The sequence below is a fragment of the Streptomyces sp. NBC_00637 genome (assembly GCF_045161545.1).
Classification (GTDB): Bacteria; Actinomycetota; Actinomycetes; order Streptomycetales; family Streptomycetaceae; genus Streptomyces.
The window spans coordinates 455,925-479,472 of the sequence record NZ_CP109047.1 but is presented as its reverse complement, the minus strand read 5'-3'; the positions used below and the strand labels follow the sequence as shown (position 1 = coordinate 479,472).

The window sequence follows — 23,548 nt, the reverse complement described above, 5'->3', positions numbered from 1 at the left end:
GCGCCGTCGCTGCCCGCGCCGCGCGGTTGGACGGAAGTGGAGTTCCGCCGCGTCCAGACCGTGTCCGGCTGATCCAGCCGGGCCAGAAGGGCAACACCCCAACACCATAAGACTCGCATAATTGACATATCATGGAGTGATGGGTAAATTGTGGATTACTACTTCCGGAAGGGGTCCCCATGCCGACGATGCCCGCCACGTCCGAGTCGCCAAGTTTCACCGTTGGTAGCTCGCCTTCTGGAGTACGGCTCCAGATCGTCGCCGACACGGGCCCGACGATGCCCTTGTGGGAGCCGCTGCTACACGACCTGAAGCACCTGGCTGCGGAAGCTGGCACCTTCGATGCGATAGAGGTGTCCTACCTCTCGCCCGACGGAACCGTGCGGGATCACCGGGAACAGGCGGATGCGGTGACGCTGGTACTCAGTGACTGCGCGGGTCCCCAGTGGCGCCCCGGTCCCGAGGGTGTCCGTTGGTTCCAGACGCTGCACGACTGGGCAAGCCGACGGCTGGTCGCAGTGGTGCAGCCGTTGCCGGAACGCATGTGGAGGCAGACCGCATTCCAGGGCACGCCCGGGACGATCCTCACTCCGGCAGGCGGCTCTCCCAATGCCGCTCTCCGCTTCACTCCATACGAACCTTCGACCTGGCACGATCAGGGTGAAGCTGGCGGGCTGCCCATCCCCATCATGGAGGCTTCCCCTCAGTGGCTTGCCCACTGGTTCCGCCTCGCCGCAGGGCCAGAGGGCGCTGAGGTTCCTGCCTCCGTGGGGCTCGTGACGCCCATGCCCGCGCCGTACGAGGGACCGCGCGTGTGCCCCGCCGACCTCTCGGCTGAGGAGCTTGTCCTTCGCTTTCGCGCTTTCGCCTCTCCCGAGGCCTTCCGTCTTTCTGGGCATCTGGCAGTGGGCATTGCCGAGTTGCCCGTGATGCGCCTGGTCCAGGCCGCTGTCGAACCGCAGGCGCAGCGCAGCCACCTCGCCGAAGTGATCCTCAGCGGAATGCTCCGCGCCATCCCCGACTCTCCGGGCAGCTATGCGTTCCGGGACGGCGTGTGCGAGTTGCTGCTGGGCACGCTGCCGAAGTCGCTGTTCGGGAGGACCGTCGCCGCGCTCACCCACGCCGCGGCCGAGGTCGTTGCTGCCCCGGGGGCTGCGCCCGCAGAAGTCCGAGTTCTCGCCCAGGCAGCCGCTGCCCGCCTCACGGAGACCGCGGTACTCGACCCCGCCTTCGTCTTCCTGAGCACCGCGAGCCTGAACCGGTTGCGCACGGCCTAGGTCTGCCTCGTGCGTCGACGCCGTCGGTGGCGGTCCCGTCGTGACCGAGGCAGGCGCCAGGCGGAGGTGGGATCGTCTGATCGCGAAGCGCCATACGGGTGGGCCGCTGCCCGGCTCGGGTACCTCTCAGGTACCCGAGCCGTCCGGGCTGAGCTGGGATGATTGAGCCCTGGGTACCCGCGCAGTACCCTGTGGGCATGGCTGCACTCAACGTGGATTTCGACGACGCCGAACTCGAGGCTCTCAGGGAAGCCGCCCGGGAGCAGGGCATGACGCTGAAAGCGTTCGTGAAGGCCTCCACCAGGGACGCGATCGCCCACCAGCGCGCTCTGCGCGCCGGGGCACTGAAGTTCCGCCGGGTCTTCGCCGATCCGGATCTCGCCGAGGCCATCGCCGCCGCTGGCATCGACGACGGCCCAGTTCCGAGTGCGACAGATAGGGCTGCCTGAGTCAATGGCTCCCGCCATCCACATCGACGTGCCTTGGCTCCTGCAGCAGCATGAGGCAGCCATTCCCGACCAGCCTCACATCGCGGACTTTTCGGCTCTCGTGGCCGCCGTGGCGCGGCACCGTGTCGACCCGCCCCGCCTGGGTGTCGACCCGGACCCGTCCTGGCGCGCGGCCGCGCTGCTGCACACGCTGCTGCTCCTGAAGCCGTTGCCCGCCCTCAACGTTCGCTTTGCGTGCGCTATCACCATCGCCTACATGCACGCCAGCGGCGAGGGGCTCGACTCTCCCTACGGCGAACTCGTCGAACTGTGCAAGGACCTCATCGCCGGCAAGGACAACGTATTCGGCGCCGCCGACCGGATCCGCTCCTGGCGCCTCTAACGCTCGTCGAAGCCGCCGCGCGGTGGCGTCGGCGCTTCCTCACCCTGTCCGGCGACGGCGGACTACGCCTTCGGTCCTCCTAGTACCGGCGGCGTCCGCTGTGGCTTGTCCTGACCGCTCTACGCGATCTCCATGCCTGCATGGCAGGTTGAGTGGTCCCATCCCAAGGCCACGGGGTAGCCGCAGAAGCAAGTGCCCTCTGTGGCCGGGAGTCCCTGCATGCGTCGCCGCAGGGCCGTCATGGGCTCGGCGCGCTGGATCCAGCCCGCTTCACTGACCGTCTCGAGTAGCGCGTTCAGCCCGCGGTCGTAGGCGTCGAACGCGGCTTCGGCAGTCGGTTCGGGAGCTCGTGTCGCCTCCCAGGCCAGATGTTCCGCGACACCGTCCTCCTGGCGGGCGATGAATCGGTAGATGCGGCCGCATCGCACGGCGCTCAGCTCGTCGAGCCGCCAGATTGCCTGCTTTTGGTCCTGCCACCAGGTCGACTGGAACAGGAGGTCGATCCAGTGCCCCGCGGGCAGCCGGCGCCCCTCCCTGTCGAAGTCGAACCGGTGGTCAGCGTTCATGAGCGCCGCTCCCACAACGGGCAGTCGATGACGGGGCGGTAGCTCTCAGGGAGGGGGACACCGGCGCCACAGGAGGGAGGCATCGGTCCCGGCGCGCCCCAGTTGCATCCTGGCTCGCAGCCGCAGGCGTCTCCACCGGGGTCGTAGCGTTCACAGGTCGTGCACGCTCGGACGGCGGGATTCTGCCAACAGCGGGCCATGTGCGACTCGGCTGCGGACCGTTTGGCCCGAGTCCTGCGGCAGTGCGGGCACTGGTAGCGGGTGACAACCAACGGGATCGCCACAGCGTCCGCCAGGCGCGCCTGGTACAGGGCTCGGTGCTCATCGGCCGCGGCCTTGTCGAGCGCGTACACCAGCCAACTGGTGTACGGGATAGCCGTGAGAAGCAAGGACCGGCCCTTTGGCAGACAGGCGTCGGATTGGCTATTCGGGTAGTCGCCTGATGCTGTCGTGAGGGCTGGCGGGCACGCCTCCCGTGGGGACTCCACGTCGCCGATCTCCTGCCCGCGGCACGAGTCGGCGGCGGCCTGCTGATGTTGTGTAGACGTCACGAGCGAGCACCCCGGGTGGAGGTGGCGACCACGAAGGAATCCGGACGCGCGTCCGCCCGCAGACGCCAGGCACACTCGGCATCCGGCGGGCGCTGCTCGAATTCGGCGGTGGTACGGACGCCCTGATCGCGCAGAAGCGCTGATGGTCCGAGGAGCGGAAGGTTCCGGCGTTCTGCATCGGCGAGCGAGCATTCCGGCCCAAGGTCGAGGGTGCGCCAGTGCCGGCCACCGCATTCGCACCCTGCCTGGATGACCACCCGCCCGTTCACGGGCAGGATCTGGGCATACGACGGGGTCGGGTTGGCGCAACCCTCGGCAGCGCGCCTCGCCTGCTGGTCCTCCGCAATCTGGTGGAGGAGTTGCGGCGCCGTCGCCAGGACGGGCGCCGCCGCGTCTTCCTCCACGATCTGCTGAGGCGTCTTGTACTCGGCGCGTACGACCATGTAGACGGCGCGCTGAACCTCGGCTTGGGCGAGCGCTGCGAGCTTCCTGCGGCGCGTGATCCTGCCGGACGAGGTCAGCCATTCCTCACGCGCTTGCCGCACCTGGGCCCCGAAGGACCACGCGTTCCCGAAGGAGCCGGCGCAGTTCGCGCGGACGACCCTCTCTGCGTTACGCAGCCGCTTGCGGAGCACATGGTCGGCCTCGGTCCGGGTCAATATTCCAGCGCCTACGTACGCAGCGATCGCTTCGGAGGCAGCCCGTTCCGCGGGGCGTATCTCCTGGTCCGTCGGCATGGGGAAGAGTCCTTTCCTGCTGGGCGGCTTGGTGGGCATTTCAGGACGGGCGGTCCCGTCCTCCGGTCGTGGACGGACGAGGCCAGAGAGGCACTCCACGCTCTCTGGATGGCAGTCGAGTTGAACGCGGTGATGCGAGCCGGATCAGCTGTGGCAGGCGTGTGCGGTCTGGGGCGAGCTGGCGGAGGGACAAGCGGTCAGGTCACCTCGCGAATGTCCCGCTCTCTGGTCCGCTGGATGTCCACGCGGTGAGTGCTGCCGCCCTGGTGGAACAGGTCGCCAGTGCCTGAGCCTCGGCGGGCTCGCCGGTTTAGCCGGATCAGGTAGCTATGCGCGGTACAGCACCGCTGCCTTTGGGGCAGCGTTGTCACCGCCTCGCCTGAATCGCTCGCTCCGTCTCCAGGACACCTTCAGGGTTCGTCTCCCAGCCCCAACTGCCCATGCGGCACAGCCCAATGCGCGGCAAGCGTACGAACAGGGTGCCCCCCACCTTGAAGGGCACCGGAGGCGGTTGCACGATCGAGTCGGCCATCGGACTACTCCTTCGCCATCCTGGGCCCCCGGGGAGAATCACACCAATTTCTACAGATAGTTTACCCGCTTCTACCCCTAAGCTCAAGTTATACGAGTCGCGTAGCGCCTGTGTGGACGCCTCCGCCTTGGCTGCTTCGCTAGCGAACCATGCAACGCGAGGTGCAACGGATCCTGCAACGCCAGGCGCAACGCACTCTGCAATGGGAATTGAAACGAACCTTGCAACGCAGAGCGCACGGAGAGGAGCAACGCCCCCTACACGATGCGCCGCATCCATCGACCCATCGCCTCCGCGGCATTAACTGCCTTACGGACGAGGGGTAGGCGGGTGAGGCGTGCCAATATCCTTGCCCGGCCAATCATGGTTGCCGAGCTTGCCGCACCAGCAGTGATCGTGGCTCCCGATGGGGTGCCCGGGGAAGCCGACGGCGCCGCGACCTCCATCACCCTGGCGCGATCGGCGGCTTGGCCGCCAGGTGGCGTATCCCGAGGCACGAGCGCGAGCGGCCCGTTCTCTTTTGGGGGCAGGCATGTAGTGACTCCTGAGTAATCAGAACATAGTTGGACTCGTTAAACTTGCATACAGATTACATTACGAGTAAATTAGGGCGACGGTGTTGAGTCTCCTGAAAGGCGCTGCCGTTGTCTCAGGCACTGGGCCCGTTCCGCCCGCAGGACTTCACCGACCGATGTGAGGAGTGCGGGGCGCCCGCCGGCTCGTACTGCCGTCCCACATGCGGCTCGGGCTACACGGCGGAAGACGCCCGCGCGGATGCCGTTCGAGGACAGACCCCCTCGACGCCGGACGGGGCTCCGCCTCCAGCTGCGTAGCTTCGCCGTCCGCCTCTGGTGGCCAGCTCACCAGTCAGGCCTGGCCCGTTGAAAGGTCCCACCGACCGTGACCGTGTACGCCATCGCTCACCCCGACGGCCGCTGGCTCTACAGCCTGCCCACCCCGAAGGGTCTCGCCTTCAACACCGAGCACCTCGGCATGTTCGCCGACGGCCAGCCGATGACCCATCTCTCCGAAAACTGGTGGGCGGTGGCATCCGAGGCGCAGCGTCTGGTCGGCCGCTACCAGCCCGGCCCGAAGACAGTCCGCTACCAACTCGACCGTTCGGACGCCTTGTCGGTGCGATATCCGGCCGAACTGTCGGTCGAAGACTTCGCCCGTCGTGCGCGGGATGGGGAAGAAGACGAGTTGTACGGTCTCTACTCGTCGGTCACCGTGCCGTCCGCTGTCGTGGAGCACGTCTACGACGGGCCGGTGACGGTGCTCGTCGGTCGCGAGCCGCCCCGCCCCGACGAGCCGCAGTGGGTGGCGCAGTTGCCGTATGAGCTCAGTACCCGGCCGGAATATCGGCACCTCGTTCCGGGCCACATCCCTGGTCTGAGAACGCACCTGATGGCCGAATTCAAGACCATGCCGGGAGTCGAGCACGTCTTCGACAACTTCCAGGACAAGCCGGGCGTGTACGTCAGCCTCAAGGTCCCCTTCGACCCGCCGAAGAGTTCCTGGCGGCCGTACCTCGGCAGGCGCGGCCAGGAGCTCAAGAGTGGCCGGCATGTGCCCCAGTACGTCACCCGGCAGCTGACTCTTCCCATTCCAAATCGCGTTGGCGGTGACTCCTACGCGGAGGCCCTTGCGGCCTGGACCCAACAGGTGGAGTTCTGGGTGGGGATCGTGAAGGAGGCGTCGGTAGCGGCCTGCGGTCACTGCGGCGGCCGCGGTTACGTGAACTCCGGTTCTGAGACCTACCAGCGTCGGTAGCGACGACCCGCCGTACGGCTTGCCCGGATGGCGCCGGCAGAGGGCAGAGTGACGCGCCGCGGCCCATGAGGGCTGCGGCGCGGCACTGTCGCCTCAGTCCGCCAGGACCGTGCTGGCGGCCGCGATGCCGCTGGCTGCGGGCTGGGCAGTCGCGGAGCGCCTCGGCAGGAGGTGACGCGCGAGGTCGCCGGGATCGCCCTTGTAGTGCAGGGTCCGCAGGCCGAGCCGGGCCGCCGCCAGGCAGTTTTCCAGCAGATTGTCGACGAACAAAGTCCGCTCCGGAGCGGGCCAGTTGGCTGCGGCCAGGGCAGCCTCGTAGGCGCGTGGCGCAGGCTTGTTGACGCCCAGCCGAGCGCTGTAGAGCGCCCGTGACATGAGTGTGGCGCACCATTCGCTCTCGTCGAGCCGGTCGGCCAGCGGTCTGGGGGCGTTGGAGATCAGCACCATCGGTACACCCGTGGTGGTCTGCGCAGCGTGCAGGATCCGGAGGACCTCTGAGTCCGTGCGGGTCCACATCTCGGTGTCCGTCTCGCGCAGGGCGTCCAGCAGGGCGCTGCCGGGCGGGGCCGTGCGGTCGCCGCGCAGGAGCCTGCTCCAGAAGGCCGAGGTGGTTATGGTGCCCTCGTCGTAGGGGGTGCGTCGCTTCCAGAAGGCGGCTTCGAAGTCCTCGGTGGTGCCTTCGGGCCATCCTGCGAGCGTGGCGAGCTGGCGCCAGTCATCGGCATCGGGCTGAAGTCCGATCACACCGTTGTAGTCGAGGAGGACGGCCTCCAGGTCCGGCAACTCAGTTCGGGGCAGGGCAGGTACCAGCGGGGTGTTCATGCGTGCTCCAGGGCTCGGCGGGAGGCGGCGGCGACGACGGCCGCCAGGAGGACGGGGAGGGCGAGAGCGGTGGGCAGGGTGGTGAGTGAGGCGAGCAGGCCGATGACGGCGGGACCGGCCAGCAAACCGAGGTAGCCGGTCGCGGCGACGGTGCCGACCGCTCGGGGGCCTCCTCGGCCGGCGGCTGTGATCAGAGACGGGACCGCGGTGGAGAGGCCGAGTCCGAGTGCGGTCCATCCGGCAAGGGCCATGGGGAGGGATCCGGCTGCCGTTCCTGCACCGAGGCCCACGGCGGCCAGGGCCGCACCGGCACGTACAACGGTGGCTGGCCCGAAGCGTGCGACGAGGCGGTCGCCGAACAGGCGTCCGGTTGCCATGGCGCCGCTGTAGACCGCGTAGGCCGCGGCTGCGATCGCTTCCGATCCGCCGAGTCCGCGCAGGTGCACGGCTGACCAGTCCGCCGCCGCTCCTTCCGCCAGGAGGCATGCCGCCGCGAGTCCGCCTAGGAGCCACATGGAGCGACGCGGGAGGCTTCTTCCCTGCGGTGCCTCGGGGATGGGACTGGGCTGAGAACCGACCACGGCCGCGTCAGCGAGTCCGGCCACTGATCGCACGGTGGGCGCCGCAGCGAGGGCTGCAAATGCCGTCGACACTCCGACGATCGCGAAGAGCAGCTCGTGTGAGAGGTCCGTGCTCACCGCCGTCAGCGCGGCTCCGGAGAGTGCCCCGAAGCTATAGCTCGCATGGAGCGACACCATGATCGGGCGACCTGCGGCCTTCTGGCACTCGACGGCGGCCGCGTTGGCACCGACGTCGAGGAGTCCGTGCGCTGCGCCGAAAATGACCGCTACCAGGCTCAGGGAGAGCAGCGACCGGCACTGGCCGAGTGCGACGAGCGACAGACCGAACACGACGGTGGGGGCGATCAGCAGACTTGCGGGGCCACGGCGTTGGGCGATCCGTCCGCCGGCCTGCAGACCGATGACCATGCCGGCCGCTGCGGCCAGGAGCGCCAACGCCAGCTGTCCAGGACCGACGTTTGCGGTGGACTGAACGGCGGGCATCCGTGCGCCCCACGCCGCCATGACGATGCCGAGCACTGCAAATACCGCGACGAGCAGCCGACGCGCGGATACCACCTGCGGGTCGGTGTGGTTGCGGGTAGTGAGTGCGGCGGGCGAGGTCATCTCATGCCTCCGTCGCTCTCCGGCGTCCTCGTAGGACGCCAGCGGTGGCGGTGAGGGAGAGACCTCTCGTGGTGCGTCATCGTGACCTCGCAGACAGGGAGCTCGCCGAAGTGGCTGCGGCGTGCGGCCGAAAGTGCGTAGATCTTCGAGCGCCCTGCCTGTGGACAAGGTCTGCGCGGGCCCTGCCGCAGTTGGGCCGCTGGCGGCGTGAGGGGGCGGACGGCACGACTGGCGGGCAGTCGTCCTACCAGAGCTGGCCGGCTCTCGGGCTCGGCGGTCCCCTGCCCCAGACGAGTGCGCCGACTGCTTCGTCGGCCCAGTGCACCGACGACGGAATCGGGCCCGGGCGAACCGTCGCTGAATCCTGCCGAGAGGTCCGTCCTCTCCGGGGGGACCCCCGATTCCGTCCAGCGCACCGCCGGCTCCGTGGGCAGCAAAAGCCGTCTCACTGCTGCACGGCTCCTCTGCCACCCCACCCGCACCAAGCCTATATTGACTCGTATTTCTTGCGCATGAAGCGCAATTTTGGTAAATTTGATATCGGTTGCAGAGTGCAGCCTCGCCCAGAATGAGGAGCCTCCCCGTTGCCTGATTCCACCCCGCCAACTAAGTGGCTTCGCCCGGAATTCCAGGGGCGTGAGGACGAACTGATCCATCTTGCAGGTGCGGCAAAGCAGGCCGGAGTAACCCGCGCCGCCGTCACCAACTGGGGGCGGCGCCATGCTGACTTCCCGAAGATCGTGGTGGAGACCGGCTCTGCCGAGAGGCCCACCAAGTTCATTGTGCGATCCGAGTTCGATGAGTTCCTCGTCGCGCTGAAGGCGCGTCAGGGGACCCGCCGCACCGGAACGCCACGGGCAAAGCAGCGTCCGAGGGCCACGATCGCCGCCGCCGACATTGCACGGCTGACACAGCGGATCGCGGAGTTGCGCGATCGGGAGAAGAAGCAGGCCGCCAAGTTGAAGAACACCCGCGCCGATTTGAGGAAGACCGAGACCCTGTTGAAGCAGGCGCGCGAGAGCCTCTCCCAGGAAGCTGACGCGGTCGCTGCTGCTCAGGAAACTGTCGCTCCCGAGGCCCCATAGTCGCTGTACTGGAGGGGTGCCGCGGCCCCACCGGCCGACCTATGACCGATCCGCCACAGCCACCCGCTACTCACGCGTGAGCCGGCCGCCGACACCTCCCGCCCGCCGTACGGCGGGCAACAGGCGCTGGGTCTTCTCCTAACCCGTCGGTCCCCTGGGTGGCGTTCCCGGGAATGTTTTCCGGGTGTGGAGATCGCCTACGACTCCCGCTGTGAAGCGTACCCAGCGGCAACGGCCTCGCACAGTGCAACTGCAACGTCCGTGGGGACTTCAGGGGGAACGGGGATCGTGTAGGAACGGTCAGCCGGCTCGATGTAGGCATTCCCGTCCCAGTCGTTGGTGACGAAGAAGATGACACCGTTCTCGGCCGGAACCCCGACAGTATTCGGCTCCCAACCCGACGCGCGGAGCAGGTCCACCACATCGGCGCGCGCCGCCAAAAGGTCTTCCATAGTCCCCATGTTGCTCCCACTCTCCTCAGACCGTCGGAGCACGTTGCTGCGGACACCGAACGCTAGCGTCCGCCAATTACCGGAGCCCAACGGGTTTCTCCCCCACCCGGACCTGTCGAACGTCGCCAATCTCCTCAGGGGCATCGTTGCGCCACTCATGTTCAGCGGGGAGTGATCAGGGTTCGCCCGTCGTGGGACTCTTGGCCCGGTACGGGTCGGTGAGCAGCCGTCGTATTACCCATTGGGCTTCCCAGCGTGCGGCCGCGATGCTCGGGGAACGGCCTCCCTTGTAGTACAACTTCGAGCGGTCCCTGCGCTCCCAGTCGATCGACCATCGGCACAACCTGGCAGCTGCGGCCTGGCTCAACAACGGGCGTCCCTCGAACGGCTCCGGGTCGATCTGGGCCCACACCAGCTGGTCGGTTCCCGGGACGGGGACGCGCACGCTGGCGCACATGTGATCGCTTCCGGGGGCCTGCCACAGCGGGGCAGTGGACAGCTTCTGACCGGGCCGGCTGCTCCGCTCGTCGGTTCACCGTCGGGAGCGGCTGGCGGCCAGTGCTGCACGGTAGGCGAGGGCCGGGTCAAGGTGGTGTCCCGGAGCGGGCCACCAGGTCCCGTGCCGGTCGGAGTAGGGGTGCCAGTGGGCGTCCGGGCCGTAGCGGAGCTGGACTCGCGCGGCCGGATCGGTGAGGTGGTTGTGGTCGCGCTCGACGGCGGTCAGCGGGGCTGGACGGAGTGGCTGGATGCAGCTTTCGGCGGCCGCGAGGGTCTCGGGGGCCACGGCCGTCCGATGGAGCTGGACAGCAACGCCGGCTGTGCCGCCGTGGGTGTAGGCGTCGGCGAGGCGGCGCGTCTCATAGGGTGTTTGGCCGAGCTGTTCAGCGATCGCCGCCAAGTGGGGGGCGCCGTGTGGGGTGGAGGCCAGGCGCACGAGATCGGTATAGGGGTCGAGCTCCGAGTGGTGTTGCGGCTGTTTGAGCAGTTCCTGGGCCCTGTGGGCGGCGTCCTGGACGATGGCGCGCAGGATGGACAGCGGTGGTGCGGGGGCTGGTGGTTCTTCTTTGATCGTTGCCAGCGCCGTGGTGCTGGGCGAGGTGAGTTTCGGCAGTGGCGGCAGGGTCGGCCGGTGACTGCGCGTTGGTTGGGTTCGAGCGGTGCTGGTTGCTGGGGATGTCCTTCGTGGGGTGGGTGGGTTCCGGCGTGGGGACCGGGCCGCGTGTTCGTGGGCGCGCAGGTGCTGAGTGAGCAGGTGCAGTGAGCCGCCGCGGAGGGTGAGCAAGTCGGTTGGCATGGTAAGGAGGTGGTCCGCCGTCAAATGGCCGAGGGCGGTGGTGTGTTCGCATGTTCTGGGCGGCTTGGTGCAGGCGCAGGTGAAGGCGATCTCCCGGGCGTGGGGGATGAGGGCGACTCCCCCGGTGTTGTCGGGTGCGAGGAGTTCGTCGCTGAGGATGCCGTTCCGCGTGGAGTCGGCCAGGTCGGGGTGCGCGGCGATCGCTCTGCCGATGCGGTCCCATTCCGTGTCGTTGAGTGTCATTACGTTAATGCGGGGCCGGATGGCTCGGGCGCGGGCTGGCGGGTGTGGGTGGCCGGTGATGGCGCCGGCAGCGATGCTCAGGTCTGTGATGGCTCCGTTGTCGGCGAGTTGGCGGCCTTGTTGGACGACGGGGCTGAGAGGTGCGGCTGTCTGGAAAGCGCCCAGCCATGCGCGGCGCCAGGCGTCCGTGCTGGGTTGGGTGGCGGCGGTCATCGGGAGTCTCCAAGGGTGACGAGGTCGGCGAGTTCCTGATCGGTGAGCTGGGCGAGGGCGCGTTCCCCGGATTGGAGGACGGCGTCGTGCAGGGATCGCTTGTGATCGAGCAGGTCGTGAATTCGGTCCTCGACGGTCCTTTCGGTCAGCAGGTGGTGCACCGTGACCGTCTTTGTCTGGCCCAGGCGATGGGCTCGGTCGGTTGCCTGATCTTCAACGGCAGGGTTGAAGGTCCGGTCGAAGTGGATGACGTGGCTGGCCCGGGTGAGGGTCAATCCGGTGCCTGCGGCCTTGATGGAGCAGATGAGGACCGGGCTGTCGCCGCGTTGGAAGGCATCGACGAGGCGCTGGCGTTCGGTGACGTCCAGGCGGCCGTGCAGGAGCTCTGACGGGATCCCGCGGTGACTGAGGTGGGCCTGCAGGTGTCGACCCATGGTGACGTAGCTGGTGAAAATTAGTGCGGCTTCCTGCTGGTCACGGATCTGGGCGAGGACGTCGTCGAGGGCGGCGAGTTTCGCTGAGCGGGTGGCGTACTCAACGGCACGGCCGGCTGTGGGCGGCTGTTCGCGCAGGTAGTGGGCGGGGTGGTTGGTGATCTGCCTGAGGGCGGTGAGGAGCTTGAGGACGAGTCCCTTGCGGCGGATGCCGGTGGCGCCGCTGAGAGCGTCCATGGTTTCTCGGACCACGGCTTCGTAGAGAGCGGCCTGTTCGGAGGTGAGCTGGACAATGCGCTGGGCGTAGACCTTGGCGGGAAGTTCGGGTGCGATGTCCGGGTCGGCCTTGGTGCGGCGAAGGAGGAAGGGACGGATGAGGCCGGCCAGTTGGCGGGCTTGAGGGCTGGTGGTGTCGCGCTCGGCGGCGTTGGCGAAGCGGGCCCGGAAGGAGCGATGGGTCCCGAAAAGGCCAGGGTTGGTGAAGTCGAGAAGCGACCACAGTTCGCTGAGGTTGTTCTCGACGGGGGTTCCGGTGAGGGCCAGGCGCGTACGGGCTTGCAGGGCGCGCAGGCTGCGGGCGGTCGCGGAGGCGCGGTTCTTGGCGTGTTGTGCTTCGTCGGCAATGACGAGACCCCAGGTCCGGCCGCGCAGGCCGGGGTCGTTGGCACGCAGGATGCCGTAGGTGGTGAGGACGATCGCGCCGTCGGGAAGGCGGCCCAGCTGGCGGGTGGTGCCGTGATAGCGGATCACTGGCACGCCGGGAGCGAAGCGGGCCGCTTCTCGCTCCCACGTGGTGATGAGTGACGACGGGCAGACGACAAGGGTTGGTGATGCGTCTCCGCTCTCGTGGCGGTGCAGCACGAAAGCGATGGCGGTGAGGGTCTTTCCGAGCCCCATGTCGTCGGCCAGGCAGCCGCCGAAGCCGAGCTTGGTCAGATGGACCAGCCAGGACAGGGCGCGTGCCTGGTAGTCCCTCAGGGTTCCGGCGAGGCCGTGGGGAGCGGGGGTTGTCTCAATGGCTGCCGTGGTGTGGCGGCGCAGTGTGCTCACGACCTGGGCGAGGGCGCCAGCTGGTGTGCAGGGGACGTCCTGGCCGTCGAGGGGGGCGGTGCCGGTGAGGGTCGCGGTGAGTGCGTCCGCGCCGGCCAGCGGGGCCAGTTGACGGTGCCTGAGGCGGCGCGCCATCAGCGGAGTGAGCAGGGCCCATTGATCTCGGATCCGGACGAGGGGGCGTGCTGCCTCGGCCAGGGCGTCCATCTCGGCCTCGGTGAGGGCGTGACCGTCGAGCGCTATCTGCCAACGGAAGTCGAGCAGCTCTCCGAGCGCGAATCGCTGGTCGGAGGTGGTTGCCGACGTGCTGCCTCCGATGGTGGTGTACGCGGTCAGAGCGCTGTGCAGGCGAGGCGGCCAGACGATGGTGATGTGGTGGGTGGCGAGCTCGTCTTCGTTTTCGAGTAAGGCACTGACACCGGCCGTGTCCAGCGCGAGGCGGGTGGGCGGTTCCTGGGCGGCCATATCGGCCAGCGGAGGGCAGATACGCGCCGCGCGGCGCAGGGTGCGGGCAATGCGGCGCGCCAGTTGGTGGCGGTCGTGGCCGGGCAGTCGGGCGGTACCGGCCCACACGCGGCTGGCGCGTACTGGATCGGCCGCTCGGTTGTCGGTGCGCGTGAGGTATAGGTGTGCGGTGAGGTGGCCTTGTTCGGCGTGGGTGTCGTCGGGTTCGCCGATGTGGAGCTGCAGCGGAGGGACCGGGCCGGAGTCGATGCTCTCTTCGAGAGTGTCGGTCCAGTCGCGCAGTTGGCTCGTGTCCTGGTGCGCAGTGTGCGGGGTGGCCGTGCTGTAGGGGGCTTGGCCGGCGAGGTGTTCCGCGGCGGGCGTGCGAAGGAAGGTGTCGGCCACCGCGTCAAGGAAGGCCGTGATTGCTCGGCCGGGGGCGGTGGGCTGGTTGCCGGCGATGACGGTGTAGGCGTAGGCGGGCAGGTTCTTCGACAGGTCGGCTACGGTGCGTTGCGCTTCGGGAGGCAGTGGGCCGATCCGCCACTGATCGGTGCCATGCTCGCTGAAGGATGGGTAGACGAGCTCGGCGGCGATGAGGTGCAGGGCCAGTCGCGCGGTGTACGCCCAAACCTCGGCGGAGGGGTGCCACGACGCCTGCGGTCGGGTGCTCTTGAGGAGGAGCGGCACTGCGGCCCGAATCGGCATACGCCAGCCGCTCACCTGCTGGCGGCTCGTGGTGGCGGGGAGCAGCATCGGCTGCTGGGTCTGATCAAGCGGCGTGGGAAGAGGGACGCTCGGCATGGGCGCGCCGTCCGTCCGGTAGACGACCAGGGACGCCGGTTGCGTGGGGGTGGCGGGGGCAAAGCTCACGGCGCATCCAGCCGCGAGCGCCTCCGCGATGACGTCCTGGGCAGACAGTCTGGTGAGGTCCGCCTCCGCGTCAGAACCGCGGGTGTTCGTGTCCAGTGGCCGCGCGGTGGTCGGCGATGTACTCACAGCTCGCCGGCCCCTGGGGACGTGAGGGCGCTCTTGGAGCTGCTGTGCAGCGTGGTGAAGTTGGCGCAGCAGGGCGTGCGCGGCCGCTCGACGGGCGGTGTCCTTGGATGTACCGAATCCCGACGCGGTGACAGTGCGGTCGGAGGGCCGGTAGCGGCAGTTGTAGGTGCAGGTGTAGCCCTGGCCCGGCGCGCGGTTGGTGATCTCGGCGGTGGGAGGGGTAATCAGTCCCTGCTGGGCACGTGTGTCCAGCACGTTCACCGGGTTCGGCTGTGCCTGGGTCGTGGCGAACAGCGGGTCGGGGTCCGGCTCAGGCAGACGGGTACGAGGTTCGGGCAGGTGGCACAGCTGCGCGAGCAGGCTCACACTCGCGTAGTGGCGGGCGAATCGTCGTCGACTAGCTGTCTGCCTCGGCCCGCGCCATGTGCCAGAGTCGCTGGTGAGGATGGCGACGGCTGTGCAGGTTTGCCGGTCGCTTCCCTCGTCGAGACGGGACTCTTCGAAGGCGAGGCGGGCGTTGTCACCGAAGCGCTCGCCGTTCTCGTGAAGCAGGGTCGAGGCATAGGCGCGGGTCTTCGCGACGTAGTCCAGGGCGGCGCGGCGGATTCGGTTCCACGCTGGCCCTGTTGCGTCAAACAGGAGGTGCTGGACCTCCGCGTTGGTCAGAGTGCCGAGCTCAGCACGTGTGAGGAGATCGTTCTCAAGGTTGCCGTCTGGACCGGTCACTGTCGCGGCCTGGTGGTCCTGGAGCTGCTGCATGGCGGATTGCTGTGCGTCAGGTGAGCGGCCGTGCTGCGGCTCGGCCGGGTATTGGGGCGAGGCGCTCGCCGGTGTGCAACCCGCGAGGTGCGCGAGCAGCGCCAGGACGGCTTGCTGTCGAGCCTGGCGGCGTCCTCCGGCTGTTCGGGCGGGGCCGTCGAGGGTGGAGCTGCTGGGGCCGATGCGGACGCTCGCCTCGTACATCTGCGTGAGGGGGGCGTCAGCGTGGACCCAATCGCGAAACTCCGGCGGCGGCCAGGACTCCAGCTGCGTGTGCAGCAACAGAAGCCGCTGGGCGGTGTCTGGGCGCTCGGACAAGTACGCGAGCGCGGCTGTCCTGGCCTGGCGCCAGCCCGGATGGCGGCTGGTCTCCAGCAAGAGCTGCCGCAACTCGCGCAGGTCGAGCCGCCCGCGACGAGTCTGGTCTTCAACGGCCGCCGCGAGGTCGGCGTCGAAGGTCTTCGCGTCGGCGGCATCTTTGAGTCCAGCGCGCCAGTCGACCCGTGGATCCGGCGCGTTCTGGCCTGCTCGTACGTCGTGATCAGTGAGGTGAGCGGTCTGGTGGTTGTCGGACGTCTGACCCCTGAACACCAAGAACAGCTCCTGCTTCCTGTCGCTGGATGCCGCCGCTCCCCCGCGAGCGGCGGTCGAATCATGGGCAGGCTAGGGTCGCGCGGCTGTGGATAGAGCGCAGACCCGCAGGCCGACCTCAATAGCCTCAACAGGCGACTGGAGTGCAGTAATCCGGCAGGGTGTGGAGATAGCCGGCGGGCGCGGACGGACGCTGGCCTTGGGCCGGACGGGTTGTCAGTCCTCGGTGCGACAGTGTCGTCCATGACTGCGGTGACGACGGCAAGCCTGCCTGAGCAGCGTCTTGGGGAGCTGCGGGATCGGCTGAGGCATCCGGTGTGGGTCACTCTCGTGGAGCGTGGATCCGCGATTCGCCGGTCCTTGCCGGACCGTCCTGCCACGGCGTGCGAACGGTATTCGTGGTGGAGAGCTCTCACTCCGGATCAGGAACGGCGGGCGATGCTCCTGGACCGTCTTGAGGCGTTGTGCGGCCACCTCTGTGGCACCCCCGCTCTCGGCTACGCCACGGCCGAGGTGCTGCCCGAGGAGGCGTTGCAGGAGGCGGAGGGGTTCGATGAGGCCCTGTCCGCGCTGATCAGCCAGTACCGGCGGCTGCGTTCGCGGGTGATGGACGACCTCGGCCCAGGCGGGCCCGTTCGATGACCACGTTCTGATGGTCGACGCCGTGGTGCGGGCCTGACCGGCCTGGCCTGTGAGCGGGTCGCACGCGAAGGAGCCCTCCCGCGTGACAGCGTCGGATGTCGTCCTGTAGTCCACCAGTGGCCGAGGGGGCGCGATGCCTCGGCACGGTTGGCGAGACGGGAGACGGCCCGGTGTGCGGGATGATCCGCCTCCCGTTGCTCGCCCACAGCGAGCGGGTCCGCCGTCGTCGAGGAGCGCTCTGAAACCGTGGTCTTTGGGGGAGGCGCGGAGGCCGCGGTAGCGGTAGCCGGCCGCGATCTCCAGGTCCTTGCCGTCGAGGAACTCCTCGTCCTTGTTGAACAGGTCGACTGCGCGCCGCAGTTCCGCTTCAACATCGGTGGAGTACGTGTGGAGGGGGACAATGCGGTCGCTCGGACCGTAGCCCGCGGAGTGGAGATCGGGGCTGAGCTTGTGTCAGGTGGTCACGTTCGCGGAACAGGCTCCTGGAGTCGAGGGGTCAGGCACGACGGGCGGTGAGGAGGGTGGTCCCGAAGGCGTGCATCCACTCCTCGTGTGCGTTGAAGCGGGGGTTCTCCGGTGGGACGGGCCAGATGGCGAGCCAAAGAGGCCCAGCTCCCTGGGGGGCGTGCACTTGGTCGAGACGGTCGTACGGCGCTCCGTCCCCTGCGGGCCAGTGCTCAAGCACAATGAGCGGCCCCGGGTGGGCGGCGGCCAGCTTGGTGTAGATGTCCTCGGCGGCGTTGGTGATGCTGACGCCCATCGACTTCTCGGTCACGATCGCGAGGTGCCCGTTCTGATCCGTGGGCCAGACACGTAGCCGCGCGACTCCGCCGCCGCCGGCGCAGGTTGACGGGTAGGTCCAGGTCGGCTCGTCGACGAGCGGGTTGTGCGGGTCCAGGACGCCCGGGAGGGGCAGCAGTCCGGAATGCGGCACGGTCAGTCTCCTGATTCGGGAGGCAAAGTCTGCTCTGGCGAGTGCTCGGCGGCTGGGTGAGGGTCAGTCCGCCATACGCGAATCGCGGATGGCGGCGTTCTTGGCTGCCCGCCGGTCTCGCTTACGCTTCGGCCCGCTCGCGTGGAATCCACTCGCGGCCGATCGGCGCAGGCCGACAGCGGCTACTGCGCGGGGCTTGTTGCCCATGTAGACGCTCAGGCGCATCGCCATCGGGTTCCTCCTACGCTCTCGTGATGGTTCAGAGGGGCGACCCCCACCCCTCGATGTATAATTTACCCATCTCTACAATTATTGTCAAACTATACGAGTCCTTATCATCGCGATGATCGCTCACCCAGGGAGGAGAACCTCATCCTTTTCCTGGCCAGACGTGCCGCTACCCAGCGATTCACACCTGCCCTGCACGGTCGGGCACTCCAGGCTCGACCCGCAGGGCGTACCCACAGGAGGACTGTTGACCAAGCCTGAAGTGACGCACCCCGGCGCACCCGAGACCTATTTGGGAGAAGCGATCCCCGATGAGGTGCGTGCCCGGTGGAACCGTTGGGAGGGAGCCGAGTGGCGCCGCATGCGGCACATGAGCACCAACCAGCTCGACCCTCCCGACCAGAGGTTCTCCGTGCGGGCACCCTCGTACCTCTGCGAGCGTCACCACAGAAACTGGCTCGGCTACCGAAACATGATCTTTGATCCGGTGTCGGGCAACTGCTGGCCCGGGCTCCCCGGCTCGCCGTTCGTTCCCATCGACCGCGATCTGCGTCGCGAACGCGAGCGGCGGCGGTGCCAGTGGGACGAGAAAGCCTCGGTTCAGATGCGGCTCATCGAAGGCATCTGCCGAAGCCGCAACTCCTGCGCAGGCGTGGGATCTCGGTCCGTGCTGGAGAACTGAAGTTCCACCGCGGACGCCCCATCAGCGCGCGGACGCAGGAAGCGGCGCCAGGCGGAAGTCGAGGAGAGGTCTGAGGTCCCGCTCCGCCCTGTCCGCGACACGTCGCGCTTCGGCCGGCACGTCGCCGCGCTCGCGGACGAGGTCGGCATAGATCGGCTCCACGCCGGCAGCCGCTGCGCCACCCGTCGTTTGTCTCTGCACGGCTGAGGCCCTTCTTGGATCCCGGTCACTTCGAATGGGCGTTGAGTGTACGGCGCTTGGCGCAGTCACCTTCCACCGCCTCAACTCAACTCCGCCTTAACGACTCGTATAACTTGCACACAAGGCGCCTCTCGGTGTAAATTAGTTTCATTCACGGATCGATGCCTGCCCTTCGGTCACCCCGTAGGGCACTGCCTGGCGGCGCCTATTTCGCCCCTCTCTCGATCCACCGCCCTTGTGCAGCACCTGTAGCAGCGGAAGCCCCCGACAGTGCGGGCCCGCAGCACGGGTGCGTGCTCACTTGCTAAAGAGGAGATCGCCCTTGCCCACGACAGGCGATGCGGTGACCGCGTACGGCTGGGAACTGCACAACGACAGCGGCGGAAGCGACAAGTACTACCAGTTCTTCGCCGTCCTCTCTCCAAGTCCGGTCATGCTCACCCGTCACGGGCGCACGGGCCAGGCCGGTCAGCTCGGCACCAACGTCAACCCTGCTGACCCCGAGAAGGTCATCAGGGAAGCGGTGAACCTGACGAGGGCCAAGGAGAAGAAGGGCTACTACCTGAGCCGGGACTTCGTCGAGTTCACCATCCCCGCCGATCTGATCGCCCCCGGCGACTTCAAGGAGAACATCGGCGATGTCGCCAGTCGGTTCGCGGCGGTGACCACGCACGCCACCCTGACGGGGGCGAGCCCGGCGCCTTCGGCCGCCGATCAGATGGAGTCGAAGCTGCGGTCGGCGCACGCGGCCGCTCAGCGTAAGTCCGCTGCTCCCCGGCGTCGTACGCCCGCCCCCGCCCCTGCTGTGTCGCTGCCGCCAGTGGGCCCGCAGACCCGCCCCAACGGCTCCGTCTACCAGCCCCGTCTCCTCGGCGGGGTCGAGGACCTGGCCTTCCTGCGCGACGCGCGCAGCCACAGCGAGAATGTCCTTCTGTCCGGCCCGCCGGGCACCGGCAAGACCGCCATGGCGGAGGCCGCCTTCGCCATGGACGCGGTCGACGGTCGGCACTCGGGCCTGGAGACGATCGTAGGGACCGCCGAGACCACCGCGATGGACTTCCTCGGCACCTTCGTGCAGGACCCGGTGCAGGGCACCTTCGAGTGGCAGCCCGGGCCGTTGATGCGAAGCGTCGTCAACGACGTTCCGCTCCTGGTCGACGAGATCGCGCTCATCGATCCGCGGGAGCTGGCCGTGCTGTACGAGCTCATGGACGGCAGCCGCCGGGAGCTGCGTATCACTCAGAACCCGAGCCTCGACCCGATTCCGGTCCGTTCCGGGTGGTTCGTCGTCGGTACCTACAACCCCGATGTACCGGGCGCTCAGCTCAGTGACGCCCTCCTGAGCCGCTTCCACCACCACGTCGAGGTCCTCACGGACTGGGATCTCGCCGCAGACATGGGCACGCCGGCTTGGCTCGTCACCGTGGCGAAGAACCTGACCGAGCGCACAGACCTCGGGACGTACGACGGCTGGGTGCCGCAGCTGCGCGACGCCATGGCGTTCGTCGCAACGGCCGCCCGGTTCGGTGAGGAGTTCGCCGTCTCGAGCCTGCTCCGGAAGGTCCCGGCGCAGGACCGCACGGAGTTCAAGGAGGTGCTCGGGGAGCGGCATAAGGCAGTTGTCCCGCTCACGCTGGGCTCCCGCGCTCCCCGGGGGCGCCGGTGATTAAGGCAGACGCAAGGCAGTCGCCGCCCACGGAGGTGGATGCCGACCTGGCAGAGGCTCGCAGGGATTTGTCACTGCGGCTGGGCGAGATCATCAACGAGCTCGCTGACCGAGACGACGTCCTGTTCACGATGGTGTGGGGCCAGGGGCCCGTCGACGCACCGGCGTGGTTCGACCCGCGTCTGATCAAGGTCACCATCAACGGGACGGTCGCCCTGGACGAGGAGACGCACCCGGACGACGTCGACCCGCAGAGCCTCGCGGGCCGTCTGCGGCACCCGGTCATCATCGGCATGGCGGGGCACGAGGCCGCGCACGCCCGCAGCACCCGCTGGGGCGACTGGCCGCCTTCGACGGGGCGCGCCGTAAAACGGGCGGCCGTGATGCTGGAGGAGCCGCGAATCGAGTGGCGTCACCTCCAGGAGCGGCCGGACGACCAGGTGTTCCTTCGGGCCTGTGCCAGCACGATCGTGCTGCCGGGCCACCGTCGCGAGTCGGCCGTGTCCAGCCGCTGGCAGGCGGCGAGCGCGGCAGCGCTCGTTCTGGCCCGCGTCGACGCAGGCGTGCTGACCGCTGTTGAGGTGAAGCCCGTTCTGGAAGCCACCAGGAAGGTCCTTGGGACCCCCGACCTTGCGAAGCTGCGGACGCTGTGGCGCCGGATGCTGAAGCTGGAGGATGGTGACCAGGAGGGCCTGCTCGCCATCGCACGTCGGTGGGTCGAGGTGGTCGGCGCCGACGAGGACGACGATCTGCCCGGCGTCGGCTGCGCGGCCGGCGAGCCTGCTGCTGACGGCAGCGGTCGTGAGGATCAGACCGATGCAGTCTCGGCGGCCGTCGCCGTCGTCACCAACGCGGCTTCTACCTCCGCACGGATCGCGACCGGCGCCATGGAAGATCCGCAGGAAGTACAGCGCAGGCAGGCGGAAGCGGCACGTCGGGAGGCGGCACTCCGCGAGGAGGAGTCGGCCCGGGAAGATGCCAGGCAGGCCGCCCAGAGGGTCTTCGCTCCCGCCCCGTCCGACGAGCCGGACCCGGAAGAGAACCCCGTTCTCGGCCGCCGGGCTCCCCGGCCGGACGAGCGGTCCGCAGCCCGGCATCTCGGCAAGACGTTGGACCGTGCTCGCTTCCGCGCACCGGTGCGGACCCGGGTGGCCTCCGCGATGCCGCCGGGCCGCCTCTCAGGCCGTGATGCGATGCTCGGTGCAGCGCAGCGGTCCATGGGACTCCCGGTGACGGCGCGGCCCTTCCGCTCCATCGTCCGACAGCGTTCTGAGGACCCGCCCGTCGCCGTGGGGGTGGCCGTGGACGTGTCCGGGTCGATGGCCGCGTACACCTCGGTCATCGCCTCGACGGCGTGGATCTTCGCGCACGGGACCCGGACCGTGGCGGGTAAGGCGGGGACGGTCGCGTTCGGGTCCTCCGTCACGCCGATCGTGGCTCCCGGTCAGCCACCGGCCAAGGTGACTGAGTTCTCCGCGAACCAGGGCACCCACCGCTTCACCGAGGCTGCGCGGGCCCTGGACGGGGCACTGGGCCTGTCGCGCCCCAATGGCGCCCGGCTGCTGGTGATCGTCTCCGACGGGCACTGGGAGACGCGGGAACGCCGTGGCGGCGCCCGGGTCCTGTCGCGCCTTGCGGCCGCAGGGGTGCACGTCTTGTGGTTCTGCCTCGACCCACGGTCGAACGTGCTTCCCGGCGCGCATCGCGTCGACGTCAGCTCGGTCTCGGACATCCCCAGCGCTTTGGCCGCCGTCCTGGTATCCGCCATCCGCGACGCCTGACGGCCTTGCCCCCTCTCTGCTCCGGCCGGAGCACCCCCACGCGCGACTCCGGCCCGGAGCGGGGCTGTTCTCACTGTTATTGGAAGGAGTTGTCACGGTTGGAGATTCAGAACAAGGCGCAGGCTGTTGAGGCTGCCCGGACCCTTGGCGCGGGCGATGCGCTCGGCGGGCTCGGCAACGGCAAGGTGCCGGCCTGTTTCGTGCACATTCGGCTGCAACTGCATGCGCTGCTGCACGAGTGCCGGGCCGCGGAGGCCCTGTGGGACATGGCCGACGATGACGATGATCCCCTGACGCTCATCGGCCAGCGGGAGATGGCGCCGCTCAAGGAAGCACTCCTCGCACTGCGAACGTGGGCCGAAGCGCAGCAGTGCGTGCTCGAGGCCTGTGACTGCCGCGCAGACCGGCTGCTGCGCCGCCTGCTCGACACCGAAGGGATTCCCATTCAGACCGGCTTCGCGGGCAAGCCGCGGCGAGCCGTGGGCGTCATCGCTGGCGACCTCGAGCCGGCCGGCGGTCCGAAAACGTACGTCTTGGTCGACTACCGCACCAACATCGAGCACGCCGTGCGCGTCCACGGCGGCTGGCGGGCGCGGCTGGTGACCGGCACCGGCGTCACGCTCGTGTACGAGGCGCCTGGATATCCCGCCGCTCGGCTCTCCGACTACGAAGAAGACACACGCGCATGTGTCCGCGCGGTTGTCACTGCCCTGGGCTATGCCGCCGCATGAGATCCCAGCCGCCTGCCCGCGACTGCCAGGGCTTCGAAGCGGCGTCCACCGCTACCGCCAGCGGTGCTGTGCTGACGGGGCGAGCACCGGGCTCTGTCCACAGGCTGCCGGGTTGAGGGTTCACGGTGTCACTGACCGCTGGTCCGGCCGCTGAACGCGGCCGCGATCCCACCGCCAGGAGATCCCCGTGCCCACTCGACAGAACGCCGTTCGCTTCGCCGTGCCCGTCGCCGCCCTCGCCTTCGCGCTGAGCGCGTGCGGTGGCGGCAATGGCAGCGACGAGTCCGCCAGTTCATCCCCGTCCCGCCCGTCCGAAGGGTCCGTCTCCTCTCCGTCACCGGCTGACAACCGTGACCTTGGTGTGGGCCAGAGCGCCACGGGCACGGTGAAGGAAGGGGACACCACAGTCACCTACGAGGTGACTGCCGAGAAGGTGGACGTCGGGACTGAGTCCGAGGCCCAGCAGGTGGTGGCGGACAAGGAAGACGCCAAGGGCATGGCCCTCGCGGTCGCCCACGTGAAGTTCACCCACAAGGCCGGCCCGACGGTCACGGACACCTTCAATGCCAGCGACGGCACGACCATCTGGGCGGACGGCAAGCGCGGTGCTCTCCTGCTCTTCGCCACGGACGACGGGCCGGGCTGCGACGACCCCTACGACATCGACAGCTGGAAAAGGGGCGAGAGCCACACGCTGTGTGAGTCCTACCTCATCCCGGCGAACTCGAAGACGGTAGAGGTCCACTGGGCTGGAGAGGACAGTGACCCGTTCATCTGGCGCTTCGCCAACAAGTGAACGGGCAGGGCACCGGTCCGCGCCGGCGCCCTCCTGCACCTCCAGGG

General features: G+C 68.4%; 19 protein-coding genes. 11 read left to right on the top strand and 8 right to left on the bottom strand.

Features of this window, described 5'->3' with window-relative positions; genetic code table 11:
• Positions 1-179: 179 nt before the first annotated feature.
• The 3 genes from OG440_RS40225 (at position 180) to OG440_RS40215 (ending at position 2,108) form a co-directional block, all read left to right on the top strand.
• A complete protein-coding gene (locus OG440_RS40225; RefSeq protein ID WP_331753468.1) occupies positions 180-1,277 on the top strand; it encodes an SAV_2336 N-terminal domain-related protein in 1,098 nt (365 codons plus the stop codon).
• Between the two features lie 197 nt (positions 1,278-1,474).
• Complete coding sequence (locus OG440_RS40220; RefSeq protein ID WP_406011641.1) at positions 1,475-1,726, top strand: hypothetical protein; 252 nt, start codon at positions 1,475-1,477, stop codon at positions 1,724-1,726.
• Positions 1,727-1,730: 4 nt separating this feature from the next.
• Complete coding sequence (locus OG440_RS40215; RefSeq protein WP_331753464.1) at positions 1,731-2,108, top strand: toxin Doc; 378 nt, start codon at positions 1,731-1,733, stop codon at positions 2,106-2,108.
• A 119-nt stretch (positions 2,109-2,227) separates the two neighbouring features.
• Here OG440_RS40215 and OG440_RS40210 read toward each other — a convergent pair whose 3' ends face one another.
• Together OG440_RS40210 and OG440_RS40205 are read right to left on the bottom strand one after the other, a co-directional pair.
• On the bottom strand, positions 2,228-2,674 hold the full coding sequence (locus tag OG440_RS40210; RefSeq protein WP_331753462.1) for a hypothetical protein: 447 nt from the start codon (positions 2,672-2,674) through the stop codon (positions 2,228-2,230).
• 547 nt (positions 2,675-3,221) lie between these two features.
• Entirely contained in the window at positions 3,222-3,962 is a 741-nt protein-coding gene (locus OG440_RS40205) for a hypothetical protein (protein WP_331753460.1), read from the bottom strand.
• Positions 3,963-5,394: 1,432 nt separating this feature from the next.
• Here OG440_RS40205 and OG440_RS40200 point away from each other — a divergent pair.
• Positions 5,395-6,267, top strand: coding sequence for a hypothetical protein (locus OG440_RS40200; RefSeq protein ID WP_331753458.1), 873 nt, complete (start codon positions 5,395-5,397; stop codon positions 6,265-6,267).
• A 93-nt stretch (positions 6,268-6,360) separates the two neighbouring features.
• Here the strand turns inward: OG440_RS40200 and OG440_RS40195 are convergent, their stop codons facing one another.
• Entirely contained in the window at positions 6,361-7,089 is a 729-nt protein-coding gene (locus OG440_RS40195) for an HAD-IA family hydrolase (protein WP_331753457.1), read from the bottom strand.
• A complete protein-coding gene (locus OG440_RS40190) occupies positions 7,086-8,276 on the bottom strand; it encodes an MFS transporter (protein WP_331753455.1) in 1,191 nt (396 codons plus the stop codon). The genes OG440_RS40195 and OG440_RS40190 overlap by 4 nt, the downstream gene beginning before the upstream one ends.
• A 584-nt stretch (positions 8,277-8,860) precedes the next feature.
• Here OG440_RS40190 and OG440_RS40185 point away from each other — a divergent pair.
• Positions 8,861-9,361 (top strand): hypothetical protein, encoded by a 501-nt coding sequence (locus OG440_RS40185; protein ID WP_331753453.1) that lies wholly within the window; start codon positions 8,861-8,863, stop codon positions 9,359-9,361.
• Positions 9,362-9,558: 197 nt separating this feature from the next.
• Here the strand turns inward: OG440_RS40185 and OG440_RS40180 are convergent, their stop codons facing one another.
• The 3 genes from OG440_RS40180 to OG440_RS40170 form a co-directional block, all read right to left on the bottom strand.
• Positions 9,559-9,813 (bottom strand): hypothetical protein, encoded by a 255-nt coding sequence (locus tag OG440_RS40180; protein ID WP_406011640.1) that lies wholly within the window; start codon positions 9,811-9,813, stop codon positions 9,559-9,561.
• Positions 9,814-10,345: 532 nt separating this feature from the next.
• A complete protein-coding gene (locus OG440_RS40175) occupies positions 10,346-11,563 on the bottom strand; it encodes a hypothetical protein (RefSeq protein WP_331753447.1) in 1,218 nt (405 codons plus the stop codon).
• Positions 11,560-15,840, bottom strand: coding sequence for a DEAD/DEAH box helicase (locus OG440_RS40170; protein ID WP_331753518.1), 4,281 nt, complete (start codon positions 15,838-15,840; stop codon positions 11,560-11,562). The genes OG440_RS40175 and OG440_RS40170 overlap by 4 nt, the downstream gene beginning before the upstream one ends.
• A 438-nt stretch (positions 15,841-16,278) precedes the next feature.
• On the opposite strand from OG440_RS40170, the gene OG440_RS40165 reads away from it, so the two are divergent.
• Positions 16,279-16,482 (top strand): hypothetical protein, encoded by a 204-nt coding sequence (locus tag OG440_RS40165; protein ID WP_331753445.1) that lies wholly within the window; start codon positions 16,279-16,281, stop codon positions 16,480-16,482.
• Between the two features lie 496 nt (positions 16,483-16,978).
• On the opposite strand, the gene OG440_RS40160 is transcribed toward OG440_RS40165, so the two are convergent.
• A complete protein-coding gene (locus tag OG440_RS40160; protein ID WP_331753443.1) occupies positions 16,979-17,416 on the bottom strand; it encodes a hypothetical protein in 438 nt (145 codons plus the stop codon).
• 475 nt (positions 17,417-17,891) lie between these two features.
• Between OG440_RS40160 and OG440_RS40155 the strand changes: the two genes are divergently transcribed.
• The 5 genes from OG440_RS40155 (at position 17,892) to OG440_RS40135 (ending at position 23,501) form a co-directional block, all read left to right on the top strand.
• Positions 17,892-18,326 carry a hypothetical protein gene (locus OG440_RS40155; protein WP_331753439.1) on the top strand — a complete coding sequence of 145 codons (435 nt, stop codon included), beginning with the start codon at positions 17,892-17,894 and terminating at the stop codon, positions 18,324-18,326.
• 523 nt (positions 18,327-18,849) lie between these two features.
• On the top strand, positions 18,850-20,193 hold the full coding sequence (locus tag OG440_RS40150) for an AAA family ATPase (RefSeq protein ID WP_331753435.1): 1,344 nt from the start codon (positions 18,850-18,852) through the stop codon (positions 20,191-20,193).
• A gap of 35 nt (positions 20,194-20,228) precedes the next feature.
• Complete coding sequence (locus OG440_RS40145; protein WP_331753433.1) at positions 20,229-21,974, top strand: VWA domain-containing protein; 1,746 nt, start codon at positions 20,229-20,231, stop codon at positions 21,972-21,974.
• Positions 21,975-22,072: 98 nt separating this feature from the next.
• Positions 22,073-22,705 (top strand): hypothetical protein, encoded by a 633-nt coding sequence (locus OG440_RS40140; protein WP_331753431.1) that lies wholly within the window; start codon positions 22,073-22,075, stop codon positions 22,703-22,705.
• Positions 22,706-22,892: 187 nt separating this feature from the next.
• Complete coding sequence (locus tag OG440_RS40135; protein ID WP_331753429.1) at positions 22,893-23,501, top strand: hypothetical protein; 609 nt, start codon at positions 22,893-22,895, stop codon at positions 23,499-23,501.
• Positions 23,502-23,548 lie beyond the last annotated feature (47 nt).

Bases quoted from the DNA above. Each gene is read 5' to 3' on its own strand.
- OG440_RS40225 (WP_331753468.1), top strand. From the start codon at position 180: ATGCCGACGATGCCCGCCACGTCCGAGTCGCCAAGTTTCACCGTTGGT.
- OG440_RS40220 (WP_406011641.1), top strand. From the start codon at position 1,475: ATGGCTGCACTCAACGTGGATTTCGACGACGCCGAACTCGAGGCTCTC.
- OG440_RS40215 (WP_331753464.1), top strand. From the start codon at position 1,731: ATGGCTCCCGCCATCCACATCGACGTGCCTTGGCTCCTGCAGCAGCAT.
- OG440_RS40210 (WP_331753462.1), bottom strand. From the start codon at position 2,674: ATGAACGCTGACCACCGGTTCGACTTCGACAGGGAGGGGCGCCGGCTG.
- OG440_RS40205 (WP_331753460.1), bottom strand. From the start codon at position 3,962: ATGCCGACGGACCAGGAGATACGCCCCGCGGAACGGGCTGCCTCCGAA.
- OG440_RS40195 (WP_331753457.1), bottom strand. From the start codon at position 7,089: ATGAACACCCCGCTGGTACCTGCCCTGCCCCGAACTGAGTTGCCGGAC.
- OG440_RS40190 (WP_331753455.1), bottom strand. From the start codon at position 8,276: ATGACCTCGCCCGCCGCACTCACTACCCGCAACCACACCGACCCGCAG.
- OG440_RS40180 (WP_406011640.1), bottom strand. From the start codon at position 9,813: ATGGAAGACCTTTTGGCGGCGCGCGCCGATGTGGTGGACCTGCTCCGC.
- OG440_RS40175 (WP_331753447.1), bottom strand. From the start codon at position 11,563: ATGACCGCCGCCACCCAACCCAGCACGGACGCCTGGCGCCGCGCATGG.
- OG440_RS40165 (WP_331753445.1), top strand. From the start codon at position 16,279: ATGCTCCTGGACCGTCTTGAGGCGTTGTGCGGCCACCTCTGTGGCACC.